Here is a 20,670-nt window from a genome sequence, read left to right as displayed (position 1 = left end):
AAGCGGGCTTTAGAGCCTGCTTTTTGTTTGTCTTGAAGGGGAGTGGGGCGGTTGTTTGAGCACCGACCGTGTTATAATAAGGACTATGAAAAAGTACGAGACAACCGATCCAAAACAAACGCAAGCGCTGGCGAAAAAGATTGCTGACTTGGCTTCGGCCGGCCTGGTCATCACGCTAAACGGTGACCTCGGTGCTGGCAAGACGACCTTTACGAAGGGCTTCGCTGAAGCACTCGGCATCGAAGACCGCGTGAAGAGTCCAACCTTCAACATCTTGAACACCTACGAGTCTGGTCGCATTCCGCTCTACCACTTTGACGCCTACCGGCTGGAAGAGGCTGGCGCCGAAGACCAGGGCTTCGAAGACTACCTTGGGACCGACGGCGTAACCTTGATTGAATGGCCGCAGTTCATGAAGGACCTGCTGCCAAACGACCGCCTGGTCATGACCTTTGAACGAACAAGTGAGGGTGACAATGACCGCGTGATTTCCGTCACCGGTCTTGGTCGCTTCGAAGCACTCGAAGGGGAGTTGCCAGAATGAACGAAGAGTTTAACGACGAAGTCACGCTGTCCTATAGCCTCCGCTCGCTTGATTTGAGTCAGGCCAACCAGGCGCAAAACCTGCTTTCGGTTTTGCACCGCGAGTCCGACACGTTTATGCTCGCTGACGAGTTGGCCCGCCAGACCACGACATCCGTAGACGTTGATGAACTGGACGCTGAGCTGGAAGAAATGCCACAGAAGACCTGGTTAGTTTGGGCCGAAGCCCAGGCAGACGACGAGGGAAAGCCCTTGACCTATCCCGTTGGGATTGGGTCGATTTCAGCCGGTGAGGTTGGAATTGCCATCTTGGCCGACTACCAAAACCAGGGACTCGGTCGCCTCACCATTCAAGCGATGGTGGACTGGGCGACGGAGGCCGGCTACGACCGACTCTGGCTGGACGTGGACGTGACGAATGGTCCCGCCCGCCATCTGTATGACGAGCTTGGCTTTGACGTTCAAGCAGGACAAGAACAGCAAGTGAAACTACCAACCGGCCGCACGGCCACCTTGGAACGAAGGGAGAAAGCCTTAGTATGAATTTTGTTGCCATCGATTTTGAAACGGCTTCGGCCAAGCGCCACTCCGCCGTTTCACTCGCCTTGGTTGTTGTTCGAAACGACCAAATCGTCGACCAGTTCTACACCTTGTTGAGGCCGGACACGGCCTTTTCAAACCGGAATTCACAGATTCACGGCATTTATGAAGAAGACGTAGTGAACGCGCCAACCTTTAAGGACATCTGGCCAACGATTGCGCCCTTTTTCCAAGAAGAAAAAATGGTGATCGCCCACAACGCGACCTTCGACGTTTCCGTCCTGAAGGCCTGCCTGGACTACTACGCCTTGCCCGATGCGCACTTTCAGGTCTTGGACACGCTGAAGACTTCCCGCAAGTTGATGCCCGACTTAGTGAACCACAAGTTGAACACGGTCTCCGATGCTTTGGATATCTCATTAGAAAACCACCACAACGCCTTGGCCGATGCCATTGCCTGTGCCGAGATTTTGATCCGCCAAGGGCAGCTCTTCGGACTGGAACCCTTGAAGCAAGCGGTGCGTTATAAGTAAAGAGAAGACGTCCTGTTGTTGGCATGTCGTTGTAAAAAAAGAGCCTCGCGTTTGAAGCGAGGCTCTTTTTGTTTTTATATAAAATTACAGCTCAATGTCTAATTCCAGCGGCGCGTGATCCTGGCGCGCTCCCGTATCAATCACCTTAATGTCTTGAACTTTATCCGCGATATTGTTTGATACCAAATAGTAGTCAATCCGCCATCCCGAGTTATTAATCTTCGACGTCTTCGAACGCTGCGCCCACCATGAGTAAATCTCCGGTTCGTCCGGGTGCAAAGCACGCAACGTATCCGTGTAACCCGCGTTCAACAAGGTCGTGAAGTGTTCGCGCTCCTCGTCCGTAAACCCGGCCGAGTGGTGGTTTTGAGCCGGGTGCTTCAAATCGATTTCCTCGTGGGCCACGTTAAAGTCACCCGAGAAAATCACCGGTTTCTTCTCGTTCAAGCCGTTAATGTAGTTCCGGTAGGCGTCGTCCCACAACTGGCGGGCATCCAAGCGGGCCAGTTCACCACCCGCGTTTGGTGTGTATACAGTTGAGACGAAAAAGTCTTCAAATTCTGCCGTGACAATTCGACCTTCCTGGTCCATCTCACCGGGCGCACCAATTTCTGGCGTCTCCACGTTGATTGGCTCATCCTTTGTAATCAACATCGTTCCCGCGTATGACTTACGCGCCGATGACGAGTTCGTGTAGATGTGGTAACCCGGGAAGAGCTCTTCCAAAGCCGTTTTCTGCTTCTTCGTCAACCCGTCGACCTTCAGCTTCGTTTCCTGAATGGCCAGCACGTCCGGCTTCTTTTCCGCGATGCCCTCGAGGACGCCCCAAGTCATTTCCCCACGGGGAGACTTGTGTTCCACGGCGGCGTTAATGGAGTCAATGTTCCAAGAAATCAGTTTCATGTAATTATCCTTTATTCTTCCTTTTGTCTGACTTTTATGATGAATGATCAGCCAGCTTTTTCATAAAAGCGGGGATGCGTTTTGCAATCTCACTTGGCAAAGTCACGTAGGCCTGCTGACTCAGTTCTTCGGCGATGGCCGAATGCGCGTAGACAGCAGCTAAGACAGCTGAACCGTGCGGTTTGAATTGAGCGGTGAAGCCGGCAATCATCCCGGCCAACGTGTCGCCCATGCCCCCAGTTGCCTGGTAGGGCCCACCGACGGTCAGTTCAAAACAATCATGATTCCAGTATACCTGGGTGGCTTCTGATTTCAACACCAAAATGGCGGAAGATGATAGACGTTCTAAGGCCTTTTGATTCTTTTCTTGGTCGCGTTGTTCGGCAATTTCAACGCCGGACAAACGCTGCCATTCCATCTGGTGAGGGGTGAGGACGGTTGGTACGGCTGGCAAAGTCCAACCCGACCCAGAAAACATTGTTAACGCGGACCCATCCAGTATCAGTAGCTGGTCAGGCGATGTCGCTTCAATCGTTTCTTTTAGAATGTGCTGCGCTTCGGCGGCTGTTCCTAAACCGGAACCAACGAGAATTACTTCCGCCTTCGCTACCTGTTCGGCTAGTTGCTCCCGGTAGTTTGTGACCATCACTTCAGGCAAGCGGGCGTGTAAAGGCGCCTTGTTGTCCGGGTGTGTGGCCACCGTGACGAGTCCAGCACCGGAGTAAACGGCCGCCTGTGCGTTCATAATGACGGCGCCACCCATGTTTTCATTGCCACCGATAATCAGCACGCGACCAAAGCGTCCTTTATAGGTGTTTTTGTCTCGTTTTACAACGACAGATTCTGCGATATTTTTCGTGATTTTGCTCATTAAAAAATTCGTCCTCCTGACAAGTATTTTACGCCTAAGTTGTGTATAATAAAAACAAAGATTAAAGAATTATGATAAAAACAAAGCTGAACCGACCACCGTTTTGATCTGGATGGAACGCTTCGAGACGATTCATTCGGGCATGGTCGGGTCTGACTTTGACAGGGAGCATTTGAAAGCGAGGTTTATCGATGATCAATTGGCAAGCAAAGGCAAAGGAAGAAGAACAGGCCTATTTGAAGGATTTGGCGGACTTCTTGGCCATCGCCTCCGTTCGAGACGACAGCAAGGCCACCAAGGACGCGCCACTCGGACCTGGACCGAAGGAAGCCTTGGACCATATTTTGTCCTTGGCCGATCGCGATGGCTTTGAAACGAAGAACATCGACAACGTCGTCGGCTACATCGAAATCGGTCCCAAGGACAGCGACGAATACGTGGCCCTCTTGGCCCACGTCGACGTCATGCCCGCCGGTGAAGGCTGGGCAACCGATCCCTTTACGGCCGTGATTGAAGACGGCAAGGTCATCGCCCGCGGTGCCTCCGACGACAAGGGGCCTGGTTTGGCGGCCTACTACGCCTTCAAGATGATTCGCGATTTGGACCTGCCATTGAAGCGCCGCGTCCGTTTGATTTTCGGTACAGACGAAGAAAACGACTGGACGGGGATGACTCGCTACTTCGAAGTTGAACCAGCACCGGCATACGGTTTCTCACCCGACGCCGAATACCCCATCATCAACGGTGAAAAGGGAAACGTGCAGGTTGACCTGCGCTCGGCCGGAAAGAACGGTGAAGCGGCTCAGTTGATCAGCTTTGATTCCGGCATCCGGACGAACATGGTGCCCGGTGTCGCCCGTGCGATCGTAGCCGGCGTGGACGCCGACAAGGTGCAAGAGGACTTCAACGCCTACTTGGAAAACCACGCGCAGGTGCATGGTTCAGCTATGGTCGACGGCGACCAACTTTCCTTCGAATTGATTGGAAAGCAAGTGCACGGTTCACTGCCTGAAACGGGTGAAAACGCTGGTACTTACTTGGCCCACTTCCTTGAACAGTATGAATTCGGTGGGGATGCCGCCGGTTTCTTGGCCTACCTCGGCACGTGGTCACACGATGACCCAACTGGTCAACAGCTCGGTGTTGCCTTCGAAGACGACGTGATGGGACCTTTGTCCATGAACGTCGGAATCATGACCTTTAAGGACGGTGAGGGTAGCCACATCAACTTTAACTTCCGTTATCCAAAGGGCATCAGTCCAGAATTTATCCTGGAAAAGTTGGATTCGGCCATGCCCGCTTGGGACTACGAAACAAGTATTGGTCGCCACGCCCAGGTGCCACACTACGTCGCACCGGAAGACCCAGTGGTATCAACGTTACTCCACATTTACCACGACCAAACCGGATTGCCCGCTCACGACCAAGTCATCGGTGGTGGAACTTACGGCCGCTTGATGGAACGTGGGGTTGCCTTCGGGGCTTTGTTCCCAGACTCTCCTGAGACCATGCACCAGGTCAACGAATTCGCCCTGGTGGACGACCTCGTTCGTTCCATGGGTATCTACGGTCAAGCCATCGTCGAATTGGCAAACTTGAAGGATTAAAAAGAAAAAGCGCTTGGCTGAGCCAGGCGCTTTTTTTCGCTTTAAATTTATCGCTTTAAAAAGAGATTTATTCGTTTTCTTTGTCTTTATTCTTATTTTCCTTGAACACGTAAATCTTTGCCAAGTAGTAGTTTGGAATCAACAGGATGGCGTTACGGGCGATGTTGACGTAGAAGTCGTCAAAGTGGAGGAGTTGCACCCCAATCCACATCAGGACCAAGCCCAACCAGAAAGTGAGACCTCGAGAAAGGTAGTATTCGATGATTTCTGGTACAAGACGCCAACCCGAAACCTTTGATTCAAAGACCCACTGACGGTTCGTTACGTAGGCGAAGAGGACGGCGACCGCCCAGGCTAAAGTGTAAGAAATGGAGTAGTTGGTGATGCCTGAAAAGAATCCATAGGAATACATGTTAACCAAAAAGGTTCCGAATCCCAGAACAAGATAGCGGATGATTTTGTTGTATTTGTTTAGAAATTCTTTTAGCATAAGCCGTCTCTCTCCAATGACAGTTTACAAGTATGATAACAGAAAAAATAAAGCAGGGATTAAATTCTTCCCACGATAGAAGAAAAAGCATCGAATTCGTAAATTTAAGGGCCTGAAACCTTGTGATAATCGGCGAATTGGTCTAAAATTAATAAGTACTAAATATTGGAGGATTTCATATGTCTAAATGGACAGCAGCTGCGGATGCAAACCGCGGTACTTTAGAATTTTCAATCGCACAAGCCGATGTACAAAACGGTTTGAAGGCCGCCTTTGAAAAGAACAAGAACAAGATCGCCGTTCCTGGTTTCCGTAAGGGTAAGGTGCCAATGTCATTGTTCTTGCAAAAGTTCGGTGAAGAAGCCTTGTACCAAGACGTGATGGACATTGTTTTGCCAGCCGCTTACCAAGCTGCTGTTGCAGACGCTGGTATCACGGTCGTTGGACAACCTGACATCGCCCCTGTTTCAATGGAAAAGGGCGCTGACTGGGAAATGAAGGCTGAAGTTGCCGTTGCCCCAGAAATCAAGTTGGGTGACTACACTGGTCTTACTGTTGAAAAGCAAGACGCATCAGTTTCTGACGAAGACGTAGACGCTGAAATCAAGCGCATGCAAGAAAACCAAGCTGAATTGGTCTTGCAAGAAGAAGGAACCAAGGCAGAAAACGGCGACACGGTCGTTATTGACTTTGACGGTTCAATTGATGGTGATCACTTCGAAGGTGGTCAATCAAAGGACTACTCACTTGAACTTGGTTCAGGTTCATTCATCCCTGGCTTCGAAGACCAATTGGTTGGTCACGTAGCCGGTGACGACGTTGACGTTAAGGTAACGTTCCCAGAAGAATACCAAGCGAAGGATTTGGCTGGTAAGGAAGCGTTGTTCGAAGTTAAGCTTCACGAAGTAAAGCGCAAGTCATTGCCTGAATTGGACGATGAATTCGCCAAGGATGTTGACGAAGACGTTGATACGCTTGCTGAATTGAAGGACAAGACGAAGAAGAAGTTGCAAGACGCACGCGAAAGCGCTGCTAAGGATGCCTTCGAAGACGCAGCCGTTGAAGCTGCTGTTAAGAACGCCGAAGTTGTTGGTGGCGACCTTCCACAAGAAATGATCGACGAAGACGTTAACCGTCAAATGCAACAATACCTCGGTCAATTGCAACAACAAGGTATCTCACCACAAATGTTCTTCCAAATCTCAGGTCAAACTGAAGATTCATTGAAGGCACAATTTGCTGAAGGTGCTGACGTTCGCGTGAAGACGAACTTGGTCTTGGAAGCAATCGTTAAGGCTGAAAAGTTCGAACCAACGGATGAAGAAGTTGCTGCTGAAGTGAAGGATTTGGCTTCACAGTACAACATCTCTGAAGAACAAGTTAAGCAATCATTGTCAGATGCTTTGTTGAAGCACGACATCGCCATGAAGGCAGCGGTTGAAAAGATCGTTTCTTCTGCTAAGGCAAAGTAAACGAGATTAAAAGCCCCTTGCGGGCTTTTTTTCTTAGCTTGACTTTGAACCAAAAAAGACGATGATTAGAACATAGTGTTTCTCTTTATCGCCTTCGTAAATGACTAGAAAGGATGGCATATGGCAAACGAAGAACAAGGACCCATGGTCCACTGCTCCTTCTGTGGCAAGAGCGCCGATGAGGTTAAGAAATTAGTTGCCGGGCCAGATGGTCTCTTTATCTGTAACGAGTGTACGGATTTAGCCGAGCAAATCATTAAAGAAGAAATGGCCGTTGAAGCAAGCGAAGAACAACTCGACTTGCCAACGCCAAAGCAAATTGTCGAATCACTTGGTGACTATGTCATCGGTCAAGACGATGCCAAGAAGACCTTGGCCGTTGCCGTTTACAACCACTACAAGCGTGTCAACGAAAACGCCTTGAAGACAACGGACGTTGAATTGCAAAAGTCCAACATTGCCTTGCTTGGACCAACCGGTTCCGGTAAGACTTACTTGGCACAATCACTTGCTAAAATCTTGCAGGTGCCCTTTGCTATCGCCGATGCCACGACCTTGACGGAAGCGGGATACGTTGGTGAAGACGTTGAAAACATCCTCTTGAAGTTGTTGCAGGCCGCAAACTTTGACGTTGAATCCGCTCAACGCGGAATCATCTATGTCGACGAAATCGACAAGATCGCCAAAAAGTCTGAAAACGTCTCCATCACTCGTGATGTTTCTGGTGAAGGTGTTCAACAGGCCCTCTTGAAGATGCTCGAAGGAACCACGGCTTCCGTTCCACCTCAGGGTGGACGTAAGCACCCGAACCAGGAAATGATTCAAGTCGACACGACCAACATCCTCTTCATCGTGGGTGGAGCCTTCGCCGGCTTGGATACGTTGATTAAGGAACGCTTGGGTAAGCGTGTCATCGGATTTGGTTCTGCTACTTCTGACAACGCGAAGGCCTTGGAAAAGGACAACGTGCTGCAAAACGTTGAACCGGAAGATTTGACGAAATTCGGTTTGATTCCGGAATTCATCGGTCGTTTGCCAATCATCACCGTCTTGGATGAACTGACGGTTGATGATTTGACGCACATCCTGACCAAGCCAAAGAATGCTTTGGTTAAGCAGTACAAGGCCTTGCTTGGTTTGGACAACGTTGATTTGGAATTCCAGCCAGCGGCTTTGAAGGCCATGGCTGACCTCGCTATCTCCCGTGGAACGGGGGCGCGTGGTTTGCGTTCCATCATCGAAAACGTGATGAAGGATATCATGTACGAAATCCCATCACACGATGATATCGAAAAGGTTGTCATCACAAAGGCCGCGGTGGAATCCGGTAAGGAGCCAAAGCTGGTCATGAAGAAGGAAGAAAAGGACTAATTATGGACGTGCACAATGTCGAAATGGTCATGTCGGCCGTTTCACCAAGCCAATATCCTGAGGATGGCCGTCCAGAGTTCGCTTTGGTTGGTCGTTCAAACGTCGGAAAGTCATCGTTGACGAACACGTTGATTAATCGTAAGAACTTCGCGCGTACTTCCGGACAGCCCGGTAAGACGCAAACCTTGAACTTCTACGCCGTTGAAGACACCTTGTACTTCGTCGACGTTCCTGGTTATGGGTACGCCAAGGTTTCCAAGAAGAAGCGTGAAGAATTCGGTCAGATGATCGAAACCTACATCACGTCGCGTAAACAATTGCGCGGTGTCATCTCGCTGGTTGATGCTCGTCACAAGCCGAGTGAAGAAGACATCATGATGTACCAATGGTTGGACTACTACAACATCCCGGTTTTGTTGGTCGCCACTAAGTCCGATAAGATTGCCTGTGGAAAACTAAACCAGTCAGAGTCAGTTATCAAAAAGGCGGTTGAATTCAATCCTGAAAATTCTGATTTCTGTTTCTTCTCATCCGTTAACAAGTCTGGTAAAGACACGGTTTGGGACTGGATTGAGAGCAAGATGACCGAGTACTAATTCTTGGTTTTACTCAAAAATCACAACTATACCATTGACGAAAAAGACCTCCTGTGTACAATAGTACATAGGAGGTTTTTTACATGGCAATGGATACAGCAATATTTGCAGGTGGCTGCTTTTGGTGCATGGTTGAGCCCTTTGACTCCTTACCGGGAATCGAAAAGGTGCGCTCGGGATACACCGGGGGTCACGTGGAAAACCCAACTTACGAAGAAGTTTGTTCCCATACCACTGGGCACACGGAAGCGGTGAAAATCTGGTTTGACCCAGAAAAGTTTTCTTACCGCGACCTCGTGGATTTGTACTGGCAAGTGGCTGACCCAACGGATGCAACCGGACAGTTTGCGGACCGCGGGGATACTTACCGGCCAGTCATCTTCGTCAACTCGGATGAACAGCGGAAGATCGCCGAAGAATCCAAGAAGGATTTGGAAGCATCTAGTCGTTTTGACAAGCCGATTGTCACAAGCATCGAAGATGCCAAGCCATTCTACGATGCCGAAGAATACCACCAAGACTTCTACAAGAAGGATCCCTTCCGCGAAGCCATGATGATGGTGCCACGCAAGCGTTACCAAGCACAGTACTGGGGGGGACAAGTAATATGACTGAATTTAACAAAGACGATTTGAAGCAACGTTTAACAAAAGAACAGTATGAAGTGACACAAAACGCCGGAACGGAACGTGCCTTCACGGGTAAGTACGACCAGTGGTGGGAAGATGGTATTTTCGTGGACGTTGTGTCCGGCGAACCACTCTTCTCCTCAACGGATAAGTACGATTCTGGTTGTGGATGGCCAGCCTTCACCAAGGGAATTGACGACGTTGATTTGAAGGAAGAGACGGATCACTCCTTTGGTATGACACGGACGGAAGTTCGTTCAAAGGACGCTGATTCTCACTTGGGTCACGTCTTCCCAGACGGCCCACAGGACAAGGGGGGCTTGCGCTACTGCATTAACTCAGCTGCGCTCCGCTTCGTTCCAAAGGCTGACCTCGAAAAGGAAGGTTACGGAAAGTACCTGAAGCTCTTTCAATAAGCAGTAAGCACATACAGTAAGCTTTAAATAAGCACGTACAAAAGCGTTACGCTGCACGTACAGAATAAAAACAATGATAGCTCGTGAAGCCGTTTCGCCACGGATGTCATTCAAATGGAAAGGTCGGGCCTGGTTGGGCCCGACTTTTTTATTATGGGGAAAGGCAGCGCCTGGTTGGGCCCGACTTTTTTATTATGGGGAAAAGACAGCACCACTTTAAACTGACTATGTTATATTGGAAAGTGAGATAACCCAAATGAAAGAGCGCGCTGCTAAAACGCATGGCGGCCGTCGATTGGCTCTTTGGGAGAGATGTGATGAGCGATAACGAAACAAAACATACGCCGGTGCAAGAACCGGTAAATAAAACCGAAGAGAAGGACGAAGGTCGTCCTTTGACTGCAAAGCAAGGAACGTTGGCCAGCGGGTATCAAGCCTTTAGGGCCTACCTGCACGCCCACATGCTGTTGATGCAGTGCCTGATTTTCGTCACGGCCGTCGTATGGCTGCCGGTCGTCTTCGTGCTTTACTGCGTGATGTTCGGCTTGTCTGCTTTGTGCTGGGTCATTGAGTTGTCTTTCATCTTTTGTGCGACCTTTGCCGGCATTGCGGGTTTTGCTGTCATGGCGCAGGCCTTCTGGGGTGGACTCTTTTACATTGGGGCCGCTTTGATTTCCGTGGGACTGGCCGTTCTGTTTTTGCCGGTCATCGTCTTTTCAACGACCAAAGCCGTTGAGGGATGTAAGTGGAGGACAGAACGCTGGGTGAAGTACGTCAAAAAGGAGGCCTTGCATGACTAAGAAGATGTGGATTGGCCTGACGTTAATCGCCCTTGGGCTGGCTGTGGCCGCTACCGCCTATTTCCAGGAGGGGATTCCTGGACGCGTGTACTGGAACAATGGTGCCGTTTACCTGTCTGATAAGGAAGACAAAGCTCAGGCAGATGTCACGCCAGATTCGGTAATGTCCTATAAGGAAGAGGTGAAGCGCCTGCAGGTTTCGTCAAAGGGCGCAGACATCGTGATTCGAAAGGGAGACCGCTTCTCCGTTGTTGTGGACCGTCCAGAAAAGCCTTACATCACGGTTTCGGCGATGGACGGCCTGGTGAAGGTGACGGGTGATGAGCACTCGGATTGGTCGCTTGGTGTTGGAAATACCACGTCCCACCGAATCATCATCGAGGTGCCGAGTGACGTGACCTTGAATCAGCTGGACCTGGTGAACGCGAGCGGTGACCTGACCGTGAAGAACGTGAAGGCAAACGAGATGCTGCTGCAAAATAGTGCAGGGAATATCAACGTGAGCGACTGTAAGGTGGAACAATCCGGATTCGTGGTTTCCCGTTCTGGAGACATTACCTTTAAGAAAACGGCTTTGCCTAAGGTCAAAGCCTTTAGCCGTTTCGGTGATTTAAGTATCAGCTCTGATTACCAAAATGTTGCGGCCAAGGATGCGACGTTTAGCGCCTCTAGCTCGAACGGTGATATCACGCTGAAATAGATTCGTTAAAAAGCAGCGAAGTCGAAAGACTGGCTGCTTTTTTGGTGGGGTGAAACTTGGACGTGACGAAAGGGGGGGATCATGAAGGTTGCCCGCCTTCCTGTCAAATTGGAATCTTTGCTATAATGGGGGTAATTCATTTCAAGCCGTCTTTTGAGGGCGGCGCGGTAGGAGAACATGGTTAAAGCAAACTTAGTCAAAGAAAATCTGACGGGCGACAACATCGGGGTCTTTTTCGGAACCCTTGCCCCCATGCACATTGGACACCAGGCCGAAATCTACAAGGCCGCTGCCCTAAACGACGGCGTCGTGGTCATCACCTCCGGGTACACGGGTGACCGGGGTGACCAGATTGGCTTGCCCGTTGAAAAGCGTTTCCGTTACTTAAGAGAAGCGTTCAACGACGAAGAAAACATCAAGGTTGATTACATCAACGAAGACGACATTCCGCAGATGCCAAACGGCTGGCAGGAATGGACGGACCGTTTGACGTCAACCATTAAGCGTAACATCACGAATCCCGATGCGAAGATTACGCTCTACACGGGGGAACCCGACTACAAGGAGATGCTTGAAAAGCTTCTCCCAAACGATGGTCACTGGGGCGTTTCTTTGATGGATCGGACCATTTTGAAGGTGTCCGCCACGGCCGTTCGAAACGACCCGTTGGGCAACTGGGATTACATCAACCGTGTCTTCCGTCGCCACTTCGCGAAGAAGATTCTGGTTGTTGGAGCACCACAATCCGGCAAGTCCACGTTGACGCGTCGACTCGCCCGGACGTCAAACTCACCGTTCTCCGTTGAGTTCTCAAGAACTTACCAGGAAAAATCCAACGTCTTCGATTCCGAATTATTGATTAAAGACTACATGCGGATTATTCAGGGACAGTACGATGCCAACTCAGCCGAAATCAATTCACCGGCGAACAACGGTTTGACCTTCTTTGACACCGACGCCATGGTGACGATGGCCGAGACCAAGTCTTGGTTACAACAAGACGACGCCAAAAAGTTGAAGGCTTTGTTCGACAACACGATTCGTGAAGAACAGCTAGACTTGATTCTGGTCATTCCAGCTGAGGTGGCCGTTTCAAACGGTATGGACGAAGAAGATTCCAAGCTGTTCGAAAAGCACCTCTGGCAAGTCATGGAGGAGTATGGCTTCTCCGATAAGGCCGTTGCTCTGGACCGCAAGGGGGAAGCTGACGACCCAACCGGCTACTACGCCCGCTACCTGCAGGCCTTAGAAATCATTGAAGAAAAAGTTGGGGTCAACCTAACGAAGGTATAGGCAAAAGAGCTTGCGCAAGAGCAAGCTCTTTTAGACTTTGAAGCGAAAGGAGCAACCATGGACAAGCGCTACGCTCAAGTGGTGGTCGACGTGCCAACCAAGCAAACCAACCGACCATACACCTACGAGATTCCGGCCGAATTAAAAGACGACGTGCAGGCGGGGATGCGTGTTCTGGTTGCTTTCGGTCACCGTTCCGTTCTGGGTTACGTTGTCCGAGTCGACGTCGACCGTCCGGCCGACATCGAAGCGGATCAGATGAAAGACATCCTCACGGTGTTGGATAGCAAGCCCGTACTCTCGGCTGAACTACTGGAGCTTGCATCCGAGATGGCGCAAAAGAACTTCTCCTTCTGGGTGGCCTTCCTCGCCCTGATGCTGCCGGCCGCCTTGAAGGCGTCCTACCGGAAGAAGCTCACGGCAAAACCAACGCTTTCAGACGAAGACCGCGTAACCTATCTGGAAGGACAGCAGGAACGCCTCGTCAAAACGAAGGACTTCTCTGCCAAAGAGTGGCGTGCCGTCTTGAAGCTCCGCCAAGAGGGGAAACTCCTGGTTGAAAACCAAATTGAGGACAAGGTCCGCGTTAAAACGGAACTGGCCTACAAGGTGCCTGCAGATGAAGCCGTGCTTGCAGAGGCGGCGGAGAAGCTTGGCAAGGGGGCCAAGGTCCAACAGACCATCCTGGCCTTTGCCAAAGAACACCTTAGTCAGACTTTTTCAAAGCGCGACTGGGTGGCACAAGTTGATGTCTCCGCCGCTGCCTTGAACACGGCGGTTGAAAAGGGCATTCTTGAAAAGACCGCGGTGGAGGTTAAGCGTCGACCGGACGTTGCCGGGGATGGCAGCATCGACACGGTCAAGGTCTTAAACGACGAACAGCAGGCCGCCTACGAAAGCATCACGGCCGCAATTGAGGATAACCAGGATAAGACCTTCTTGCTCGAGGGAATCACGGGTTCCGGTAAGACGGAGGTCTACCTCCAAGCGGCACAAAGTGCCATTAACCAGGGTAAGCAGGTGCTTTTCTTGGTGCCTGAAATCGCCCTGACACCCCAGATGCAAAAGCGGGTCGAAGACCGCTTCGGCGACAAGACGGCACTTTTGCACTCCGGCCTTTCCGCCGGTGAACGCTACGACGAGTGGCGCCGGATTAAAGAGGGAAAGGTGCAAGTAGTGATCGGCGCTCGTTCGGCCGTCTTTGCACCGCTCAAGAACCTGGGCCTCATCATCGTCGACGAGGAGCACGAAAGCTCCTATAGCCAAAGCGAAAACCCACACTACTCCGCCAAAGAAGTGGCCCTCTGGCGTTCCCGTTACCACCAGGCACCCGTCGTGCTTGGTTCGGCAACACCGTCGTTGGAGAGTCGGGCCCGCGCACAGAAGGGCGTCTATGACTTGCTCACCCTCAGCAAACGTGCCAATCCAACGGCCAAGCTACCAGAGGTCGACATCGTCGATATGCGGATTGCCATCCAGGACCGGGGCGACACGAACTTCTCTACGGAGATGCTCGATAAGCTGAAGGCCCATCTGAAAAGGGGCGAGCAGGCCGTGTTGATGCTGAACCGCCGTGGTTTTTCTTCCTTTGTGATGTGCCGGGACTGTGGCTTTGTGCCACGTGATCCGAACTGTAACCTCGCGATGACGCTCCACATGGACACGCGGACGCTGAAGTGTCACTACTGTGACTACCAGACGGCCATTCCTCGGATTTGTCCTTCCTGCGGTTCCAACCGGATTCGCTATTACGGAACAGGGACCGAAAAGGTAGAAGAGGAGCTGAAGGAGTTGCTGCCAGACTATCCGGTCATCCGTTTGGACCAGGACACGACCCGCAAGAAGGGGGCAATGGCCAAGGCGCTCCGGGCCTTTGGCAAAAAGGAAGCTCAGATTCTGCTTGGAACCCAGATGGTTGCCAAGGGGCTGGACTTCCCAGACGTGACGCTGGTCGGTGTGTTGAACGCCGACACGGGCCTCGGCCTGCCGGACTTCCGCGCGTCGGAAAAGACCTTCCAACTGTTGACCCAGGTGGCTGGTCGTGCCGGCCGTGCGGCCCAGCAGGGTGAAGTCGTCATCCAGACCTTCAACCCCGACCACTACGCGCTGACCTTCGCCAAGCACCACGACTACGAAGGCTTCTACCGCCAGGAGATGAGCATTCGCCACGCGGCGGAGTTCCCACCCTACTATTACGCCATCCAGATTCAGTGTGCCCACCCCGATGAAAACGCGGTGGCCCTGCAGACGGCAAAGATTGCGGCCTGGTTGCGTAAGCAGCTGCCGGAAGACGTGCTGGTACTCGGACCGTCGCCAAAAGCGATTGCCAAGCTGAAGGGGAAGTACTACTTCCAGATGCTGTTAAAGATGAAAAACGAAAACGAGGCGGACGCGGTACTCACTGACTTGGTGCAACGTTCGCAAAATGCGGAGAAGGATCTTCAGTTAGAAGTTCGCCGAAATCCCGTGTCGTTTATGTAAAACAAGATGAAAAAAGCCCGCTCAAGAGAGTGGGCTTTTTTGGTGGAAGGAGGAAGAGGGGGTGGTGACTTTAACAGCTATTTAATCCAAGTCGTCCAAACTAGTTTTATAGATTAGAACCAATCCTCAGAAAAGCCCCACCTAAGCGCGTTTGCTTAGAATTTGTTATAATAATATTAAATGACGTTTTTAAAAGAAGTGAGGAATCAAGCAACATGGTCGAATCGATTGTCTTTATGGGAACCCCACAGTACGCCGTGCCTACGCTAAAGGCTCTGGCAGCAGATGACCGCTACGAAGTTCTAGCCGTTGTCACCCAGCCCGACCGTCCATTCGGTCGTAAGCGCCAGCTGAAGGCCAGCCCGGTCAAGGAAGCGGCGCTCGAATTAAACCTGCCGGTTTTGCAGCCGGAAAAGATTTCCGGATCAGAAGAGATGCAACAAATCATCGACCTGGCACCGGACTTCTTGGTGACGGCCGCCTACGGACAGTTCTTGCCAGACAAGCTCTTGCAAGGTGCCAAGGTCGCTGCGGTGAACGCCCACGCCTCACTCTTGCCGAAGTACCGCGGTGGGGCGCCGGTCCACTACGCCATCATGAACGGTGATCAAAAGACCGGTATCTCCTTGATGTACATGGTCAAGAAGATGGATGCCGGTGACGTGGTCGACACGGTGGAAGTGCCCATCACAGCAGACGACAACGTCGGCACGATGTTTACGAAGTTGGGGGATGCGGCCGTGAAGCTCGTGACCGAAAACCTGCCAGCCATCGCTTCCGGAACGGCCAAGAACACGCCACAGGATCCAGAAGAGGTGACGTTCTCACCAAATATTTCCCGTGAGCAGCAACAGCTGGACTTCGCAAACGAAACGGCCCAGCAGTTGGACTGGCACATTCGTGGTCTCTACCCAACACACCCGGCCCACGCCAAGGCAAACGGCCAAGCGATTAAGTTCGTGAAGGTGAGTCCGCTCGACGAAAAGACGGATGCAGCGCCAGGAACGATCACCTTGAAGGATAAGAAGCACCTTCACGTGGCAGCGGCCAACGGCACGCAAATCGCCATCGAAAAGTTGCAACCGGCCGGGAAGGGCGTAATGGACATCGCGGCCTTCCTGAACGGTGCGGGTCAAAACCTCAAAACTGGCGATTCATGGATTGAATTAGGAGAAGCCAATGGCTAAGAAAATCACGCACTCCGATAACCCCCGGGTCCTGGCGGTGCTCACACTGGCCAAGGTCAAGGGCGGTGCGTACTCAAACTTGCAATTGAATCAAATCATTAAAAACAACCCCTTGAAGGAGAACGACAAGGGCTTGTTGACGACCTTGGTATACGGGACGATTCAGTACCGTTTGCTATTGGAATTCTGGTTGGAACCTTTCATCAAGGGGAAGAAGATTGACCCCTGGGTGAAAGAATTGCTGTTGACCTTCTTGTTCCAGTGGCAGAAGCTGGACCGGATTCCAAAGCACGCGCTCTTCAACGAGACGATTGAGGTCGCCAAGATTTTGGGCCACTCCGGAACGGCAAAGTTCGTGACGGCCATCTTGCACAACATGGACCGCAAGGGGCTGAAGGACGTGAGCCAGATTTCCGACAAGACGGACCGCATGGCGACGGAGTATTCCTTGCCCAAGTGGTTGGTGAAAGAGTTGACGGCGCAAGTAGGGGCTAAAAAAACGGCCAATATCTTGGCCTCACTGAACCATGCCCCCGAGCAAAGCGCTCGAATCAATACGGCCAAAGCCACCCGTGCCCAAGTGACTGCGTCACTTGAAAAGGAAGGCTACAGCGTGAAGGACGGTTCCGTCTCGCAGGACGCACTCGTCATCTCCGGTGGCCACGTGGCTTCCTCATCCGCCTACAAGGACGGTCTCTTGACCGTCCAGGACGAATCCGCCATGTTGCCGGTGGAAGCCCTGCAACTCGATGACGACGTGAAGTCGGTCTTGGACGCTGCCGCCGCGCCAGGCGGAAAGACGGGCCAAATCGCGCAGTACCTTTCAGACGGCGCCACGGTCACGGCCCTGGACATTCACGACCACAAGGTCAAGTTGATTGCCCAAAACGTTGCCCGTCTTGGTGTGGCCGATAAGGTCAACGCCATGGCGCTGGACGCACGCAAGGTGCCCGAACATTTCGAAGAAGGCTTCGACCGTATCTTGGTCGACGCACCATGTTCAGGACTCGGCCTCTTGCGTCGGAAGCCTGAAATTCGCTACGAAAAGACGTTGGAAGACGTCCAACACTTGGCCAAGCTTCAGGAAGACATCCTGACGGCCGGCGCCAAGAAGCTGAACAAGGGTGGCAAGTTGGTTTACTCCACTTGTACCATTCTTGATCAGGAAAACGATGGGGTGGTGGAAGCCTTTTTGAAGGCAAACCCCGACTTCGTGCAGGAAAAGACTGAAACGAAGAAAGGCTTGAAGGATGAACGTGATTCCTTAGCCTTGAAAATTTACCCGGATGATTATCAAACTGATGGCTTTTACATCGCCACCTTTCGGAGAAAGGACTAACAGTTATGGCAATTGCCTACCAAAGTGACAAAGGACCAAAACGAGCAGAAAACCAAGACGCGGTCGGCGCTTTTTACAACAAAGCGGGCGAACCGCTTGTTTTGGTGGCTGATGGCGTGGCTTCTCAGGCCGGTTCCAAGCGAGCGTCCGAGCTCGTGGTTTCGACCCTGGGACACGCTTGGGAACAGGCTTCTTTTGAAGACGAACAGACCGTAAAGGGCTGGCTCGTTCACCAAGCTGACCTTGCTAATCAAGCCATCTTACTGGCTGGTCAAAAAGACCCTGAAGTTGATCGCATGGCGACAACCCTGGTGCTTGCGGTCTGCCTAAATGGCAAGTTACTGGTGGCAAACGCCGGGGACTCGAGGGCCTACCTGCTCCACAAGGGCAAGGCCCGACTCTTGACCTTCGACCACACGCTTCGAAACGAACTGGAGCGCAAGTCCGGTCAGGTCTACGAAGAATCGTTACCCGATGCCAATTCACTGACCCGTTACCTGGGCGTGAATAAGACCGTCGACCTCGAATGGACAACGCTGGTACCCGAAAAAGACGACTGGCTCTATTTGACGTCGGATGGGTTGTCAAAGGTTCTTTCGGTCGATGAGCAGGTCAACCTGATTCAGCCGGGCGTGAGTCGTCCTGGAAACCAGCCAACGCTGGGATCCGTTCTGGACCTTTCCGACCGCTTGGCCGTATTGGCGAAGGCCGCATTGGCAAGACGTGTGCCGGATAACATCACGGCTCTTTTGATGACGGACTTAACCAATCCGAAACAAAAGGTCATCGGTGCAAACGAACAAGAAGTGAAGTCACGACTTGACTGGGTTGGCCAAGAAGAACAGATTGAAAAAGAAGAAGTAAGAAACAAAGAAGTAGACCAGCAAGGGAGATTTGACTGATGGAAAAAGGCACAATGATTGATAGTCGCTACGAAATCGTCCGCCAAATCGGTGGCGGTGGTATGGCGACGGTATACCAGGCCTTTGATACGTACTTGAAGCGCGACGTCACGTTGAAGATGATTCGCTTTGACATTAAGGACCAACCGGATGCCTTGGAGCGTTTCCAAAAGGAAGCCAAGGCCGCCACGACCCTTTCAAACGAACACATCGTGCAACTGTACGATGCCGGTGAAGAAGACGGTACGCCATACCTCGTGATGGAATACGTCGACGGAACCGATTTGAAGAACTACATCAAAGAACACTTCCCAATCCCTTACCAGGAAGTGGTCGACATCATGGACCAGGTCTTGGACGCCGTTACGGCGGCCCACAAGGCCGGCATCATTCACCGCGACTTGAAGCCCCAAAACATCTTGATTGATCAAGATGGTCAGGTTAAGATCACGGACTTCGGTATCGCGCTTGCCCAAAACAAGTTCGGCGCGGCAAATGGTAAGGAACCGGTCATCGGCTCCATCCACTACCTCGCACCCGAAGTGACGCGGGGGCAGGTGGCTTCTGAGAAGTCTGACATCTACGCCCTCGGTGTGATTTTGTACCAGTTGCTCACGGGACAGGTTCCTTACCAAGGCGATTCTGCCGACCGTGTGGCCTACCAGCACGCCGAAGTGCCAATGCCTTACGTGAAGGACTTCGATCCGGACGTGCCACAGCCACTCGAAAACGTCATCTTGCGTGCGACGGCAAAGGATGCCACGGACCGTTACTTCTCGACGGAAGCCATGGAAGATGATTTGAAGACGTCCTTGTCAAAGCGTCGTTCAGCAGAAGGTCGTTTCGTTCCGGAAACGTCCGATGAGACGAAACTCATCACGCCGGACTGGACGAACCACCCATACGTCGAAGACGAACCGGAAGAAAAGCCGGAAACGCCACAAGACGACGTGAAGTCCCGTATCATGGAATACGGTAAGAAGGGCTACACGGTCAAGGAAATCGCCGAAGAGGTCGACCGTACACCAAAGTACGTGCGCCAGGTTCTCGACGAAAACGGCATCAAGTACAAGACGAAGACGAAGTGGTTTGTCTTTGCCTTCATCGTTTTGTTGCTGGCAGGAGGACTCGGTGCCTTTGGCTACGGCCAGTCCAACTACGTGAAGGTGCCGGACGTGGCGAACATGTCCGAATCCGGAGCTAAGGATAAGTTGGAGAGCGCTGGTTTGGACGTGCAAACCACGACGACAACGTCTAAGACGGTGTCAAAGGGTGATGTTGTCAAAGTCAAGCCCGGCTCAGGCCAGGTTGTGAAGAAGGGGTCTTCCGTCAAGTTAGTCCTTTCTTCTGGTAATGAGACGGTACGCTTGTCTGATTACACCGGACTTTCTTATTCTGAAGCCGCGGGCCAGCTGAACAAGCTGGGCATCACGGTTAAGAAGAAGAAGGAAAACAACTCCGCGCCAAAGGACCAGGTTATCGAACAGTCCAAGGACGCTGGAGCGGAAATTGACCCTTCTGAAGAAGAAGTGACCTTGACGGTCTCAGACGGACCAAAGACGGTGAATTTGCCTGATCTGACTGGTAAGTCCCAACAGGACGTTATGAACTGGGCCAACAGTAACCAGGTTAGCTTGGCATTCACCATAAAGGATTCATCAAAGCCTTATGGAACGGTGCTTTCACAGTCACCTTCACAAACGGACAAGTTTAGCATTGACCAGACGTTGCAGCTCACGATTTCATCTGGAAATTCAAGCGCATCGGATAGTTCTTCAAGTAAGAACAATAATTAAGTAAGAAATAAAAGCAGCTCGAGTATTCTACTCGGGCTGCTTTTTTTATTGAGCGACAATAGAGATAAATAGCCGCTAATAAATGAAACCTCAATGGTTAAGAAAGTTTTTTCTAGATGATTGATGAAACATTAACAAAGCAATTTGTAACATTTATCACTATATAAAATAGAATTAGTATAAATAAAATATCTAAAGTTA

At 51.5% G+C, this 20,670-nt stretch carries 20 protein-coding genes; 17 read left to right on the top strand and 3 right to left on the bottom strand.

Annotation, left to right across the window (positions count from 1 at the left end):
- Window positions 1–85 precede the first annotated feature (85 nt).
- From tsaE to NFX39_RS03980, 3 genes are read left to right on the top strand one after another with little or no spacing between them, the layout of a single operon-like run.
- Window positions 86–544, top strand: a complete 459-nt coding sequence (tsaE, locus tag NFX39_RS03990; RefSeq protein WP_252443231.1) for a tRNA (adenosine(37)-N6)-threonylcarbamoyltransferase complex ATPase subunit type 1 TsaE — start codon at window positions 86–88, stop codon at window positions 542–544.
- The gene (locus NFX39_RS03985) at window positions 541–1,086 is read left to right on the top strand and encodes a GNAT family N-acetyltransferase (protein WP_252443229.1); all 546 of its coding nucleotides are present in this window, start codon (window positions 541–543) and stop codon (window positions 1,084–1,086) included. Before tsaE ends, NFX39_RS03985 begins: the two co-directional genes overlap by 4 nt.
- The gene (locus NFX39_RS03980) at window positions 1,083–1,616 is read left to right on the top strand and encodes a 3'-5' exonuclease (protein WP_252443227.1); all 534 of its coding nucleotides are present in this window, start codon (window positions 1,083–1,085) and stop codon (window positions 1,614–1,616) included. Before NFX39_RS03985 ends, NFX39_RS03980 begins: the two co-directional genes overlap by 4 nt.
- Before the next feature lie 84 nt (window positions 1,617–1,700).
- On the opposite strand, the gene NFX39_RS03975 is transcribed toward NFX39_RS03980, so the two are convergent.
- On the bottom strand, window positions 1,701–2,519 hold the full coding sequence (locus tag NFX39_RS03975) for an exodeoxyribonuclease III (RefSeq protein WP_252443225.1): 819 nt from the start codon (window positions 2,517–2,519) through the stop codon (window positions 1,701–1,703).
- 34 nt (window positions 2,520–2,553) lie between these two features.
- Complete coding sequence (locus tag NFX39_RS03970; RefSeq protein WP_252443223.1) at window positions 2,554–3,390, bottom strand: NAD(P)H-hydrate dehydratase; 837 nt, start codon at window positions 3,388–3,390, stop codon at window positions 2,554–2,556.
- 191 nt (window positions 3,391–3,581) lie between these two features.
- Between NFX39_RS03970 and pepV the strand changes: the two genes are divergently transcribed.
- Window positions 3,582–4,997 (top strand): dipeptidase PepV, encoded by a 1,416-nt coding sequence (pepV, locus tag NFX39_RS03965; RefSeq protein ID WP_252443221.1) that lies wholly within the window; start codon window positions 3,582–3,584, stop codon window positions 4,995–4,997.
- A gap of 67 nt (window positions 4,998–5,064) precedes the next feature.
- Here the strand turns inward: pepV and NFX39_RS03960 are convergent, their stop codons facing one another.
- The gene (locus NFX39_RS03960; RefSeq protein WP_252443219.1) at window positions 5,065–5,487 is read right to left on the bottom strand and encodes a GtrA family protein; all 423 of its coding nucleotides are present in this window, start codon (window positions 5,485–5,487) and stop codon (window positions 5,065–5,067) included.
- A 179-nt stretch (window positions 5,488–5,666) separates the two neighbouring features.
- On the opposite strand from NFX39_RS03960, the gene tig reads away from it, so the two are divergent.
- The 13 genes from tig (at window position 5,667) to pknB (ending at window position 20,469) form a co-directional block, all read left to right on the top strand.
- Window positions 5,667–6,959 carry a trigger factor gene (gene tig / locus NFX39_RS03955; RefSeq protein ID WP_252443217.1) on the top strand — a complete coding sequence of 431 codons (1,293 nt, stop codon included), beginning with the start codon at window positions 5,667–5,669 and terminating at the stop codon, window positions 6,957–6,959.
- Window positions 6,960–7,079: 120 nt separating this feature from the next.
- A complete protein-coding gene (gene clpX, locus NFX39_RS03950; RefSeq protein ID WP_252443215.1) occupies window positions 7,080–8,330 on the top strand; it encodes an ATP-dependent Clp protease ATP-binding subunit ClpX in 1,251 nt (416 codons plus the stop codon).
- Window positions 8,331–8,332: 2 nt separating this feature from the next.
- Complete coding sequence (yihA, locus tag NFX39_RS03945) at window positions 8,333–8,926, top strand: ribosome biogenesis GTP-binding protein YihA/YsxC (RefSeq protein WP_252443213.1); 594 nt, start codon at window positions 8,333–8,335, stop codon at window positions 8,924–8,926.
- A gap of 83 nt (window positions 8,927–9,009) precedes the next feature.
- Entirely contained in the window at window positions 9,010–9,537 is a 528-nt protein-coding gene (gene msrA / locus NFX39_RS03940) for a peptide-methionine (S)-S-oxide reductase MsrA (RefSeq protein ID WP_252443211.1), read from the top strand.
- Window positions 9,534–9,971, top strand: a complete 438-nt coding sequence (gene msrB / locus NFX39_RS03935) for a peptide-methionine (R)-S-oxide reductase MsrB (protein WP_252443209.1) — start codon at window positions 9,534–9,536, stop codon at window positions 9,969–9,971. The genes msrA and msrB overlap by 4 nt, the downstream gene beginning before the upstream one ends.
- Window positions 9,972–10,288: 317 nt before the next feature.
- On the top strand, window positions 10,289–10,771 hold the full coding sequence (locus NFX39_RS03930; protein ID WP_252443207.1) for a hypothetical protein: 483 nt from the start codon (window positions 10,289–10,291) through the stop codon (window positions 10,769–10,771).
- A complete protein-coding gene (locus NFX39_RS03925) occupies window positions 10,764–11,471 on the top strand; it encodes a DUF4097 family beta strand repeat-containing protein (RefSeq protein ID WP_252443205.1) in 708 nt (235 codons plus the stop codon). The genes NFX39_RS03930 and NFX39_RS03925 overlap by 8 nt, the downstream gene beginning before the upstream one ends.
- 177 nt (window positions 11,472–11,648) lie before the next feature.
- Entirely contained in the window at window positions 11,649–12,764 is a 1,116-nt protein-coding gene (locus tag NFX39_RS03920; RefSeq protein WP_252443203.1) for an AAA family ATPase, read from the top strand.
- 57 nt (window positions 12,765–12,821) lie between these two features.
- Entirely contained in the window at window positions 12,822–15,245 is a 2,424-nt protein-coding gene (gene priA / locus NFX39_RS03915) for a primosomal protein N' (protein ID WP_252443201.1), read from the top strand.
- A gap of 215 nt (window positions 15,246–15,460) precedes the next feature.
- Window positions 15,461–16,432: a methionyl-tRNA formyltransferase gene (gene fmt, locus NFX39_RS03910; RefSeq protein WP_252443199.1), complete on the top strand. Its 972-nt coding sequence runs from the start codon at window positions 15,461–15,463 to the stop codon at window positions 16,430–16,432.
- Window positions 16,425–17,771 carry a 16S rRNA (cytosine(967)-C(5))-methyltransferase RsmB gene (gene rsmB / locus NFX39_RS03905; RefSeq protein WP_252443197.1) on the top strand — a complete coding sequence of 449 codons (1,347 nt, stop codon included), beginning with the start codon at window positions 16,425–16,427 and terminating at the stop codon, window positions 17,769–17,771. Before fmt ends, rsmB begins: the two co-directional genes overlap by 8 nt.
- Before the next feature lie 5 nt (window positions 17,772–17,776).
- Entirely contained in the window at window positions 17,777–18,673 is an 897-nt protein-coding gene (locus NFX39_RS03900; protein WP_252443195.1) for a PP2C family protein-serine/threonine phosphatase, read from the top strand.
- The gene (pknB, locus tag NFX39_RS03895) at window positions 18,673–20,469 is read left to right on the top strand and encodes a Stk1 family PASTA domain-containing Ser/Thr kinase (RefSeq protein WP_252443193.1); all 1,797 of its coding nucleotides are present in this window, start codon (window positions 18,673–18,675) and stop codon (window positions 20,467–20,469) included. Before NFX39_RS03900 ends, pknB begins: the two co-directional genes overlap by 1 nt.
- The last annotated feature ends 201 nt before the right edge of the window (window positions 20,470–20,670 follow it).

The sequence above is a fragment of the Fructobacillus apis genome, assembly GCF_023893635.1.
Classification (GTDB): domain Bacteria; phylum Bacillota; class Bacilli; order Lactobacillales; family Lactobacillaceae; genus Fructobacillus; species Fructobacillus apis.
Note: the sequence above shows the minus strand (reverse complement) of the source record. Positions and strands in the feature narration are given on the sequence as shown.

What these genes read in the sequence shown, in the direction of transcription:
- tsaE (WP_252443231.1), top strand. Translation starts at nt 86, where the DNA reads ATGAAAAAGTACGAGACAACCGATCCAAAACAAACGCAAGCGCTGGCG.
- NFX39_RS03985 (WP_252443229.1), top strand. Translation starts at nt 541, where the DNA reads ATGAACGAAGAGTTTAACGACGAAGTCACGCTGTCCTATAGCCTCCGC.
- NFX39_RS03980 (WP_252443227.1), top strand. Translation starts at nt 1,083, where the DNA reads ATGAATTTTGTTGCCATCGATTTTGAAACGGCTTCGGCCAAGCGCCAC.
- NFX39_RS03975 (WP_252443225.1), bottom strand. Translation starts at nt 2,519, where the DNA reads ATGAAACTGATTTCTTGGAACATTGACTCCATTAACGCCGCCGTGGAA.
- NFX39_RS03970 (WP_252443223.1), bottom strand. Translation starts at nt 3,390, where the DNA reads ATGAGCAAAATCACGAAAAATATCGCAGAATCTGTCGTTGTAAAACGA.
- pepV (WP_252443221.1), top strand. Translation starts at nt 3,582, where the DNA reads ATGATCAATTGGCAAGCAAAGGCAAAGGAAGAAGAACAGGCCTATTTG.
- NFX39_RS03960 (WP_252443219.1), bottom strand. Translation starts at nt 5,487, where the DNA reads ATGCTAAAAGAATTTCTAAACAAATACAACAAAATCATCCGCTATCTT.
- tig (WP_252443217.1), top strand. Translation starts at nt 5,667, where the DNA reads ATGTCTAAATGGACAGCAGCTGCGGATGCAAACCGCGGTACTTTAGAA.
- clpX (WP_252443215.1), top strand. Translation starts at nt 7,080, where the DNA reads ATGGCAAACGAAGAACAAGGACCCATGGTCCACTGCTCCTTCTGTGGC.
- yihA (WP_252443213.1), top strand. Translation starts at nt 8,333, where the DNA reads ATGGACGTGCACAATGTCGAAATGGTCATGTCGGCCGTTTCACCAAGC.
- msrA (WP_252443211.1), top strand. Translation starts at nt 9,010, where the DNA reads ATGGCAATGGATACAGCAATATTTGCAGGTGGCTGCTTTTGGTGCATG.
- msrB (WP_252443209.1), top strand. Translation starts at nt 9,534, where the DNA reads ATGACTGAATTTAACAAAGACGATTTGAAGCAACGTTTAACAAAAGAA.
- NFX39_RS03930 (WP_252443207.1), top strand. Translation starts at nt 10,289, where the DNA reads ATGAGCGATAACGAAACAAAACATACGCCGGTGCAAGAACCGGTAAAT.
- NFX39_RS03925 (WP_252443205.1), top strand. Translation starts at nt 10,764, where the DNA reads ATGACTAAGAAGATGTGGATTGGCCTGACGTTAATCGCCCTTGGGCTG.
- NFX39_RS03920 (WP_252443203.1), top strand. Translation starts at nt 11,649, where the DNA reads ATGGTTAAAGCAAACTTAGTCAAAGAAAATCTGACGGGCGACAACATC.
- priA (WP_252443201.1), top strand. Translation starts at nt 12,822, where the DNA reads ATGGACAAGCGCTACGCTCAAGTGGTGGTCGACGTGCCAACCAAGCAA.
- fmt (WP_252443199.1), top strand. Translation starts at nt 15,461, where the DNA reads ATGGTCGAATCGATTGTCTTTATGGGAACCCCACAGTACGCCGTGCCT.
- rsmB (WP_252443197.1), top strand. Translation starts at nt 16,425, where the DNA reads ATGGCTAAGAAAATCACGCACTCCGATAACCCCCGGGTCCTGGCGGTG.
- NFX39_RS03900 (WP_252443195.1), top strand. Translation starts at nt 17,777, where the DNA reads ATGGCAATTGCCTACCAAAGTGACAAAGGACCAAAACGAGCAGAAAAC.
- pknB (WP_252443193.1), top strand. Translation starts at nt 18,673, where the DNA reads ATGGAAAAAGGCACAATGATTGATAGTCGCTACGAAATCGTCCGCCAA.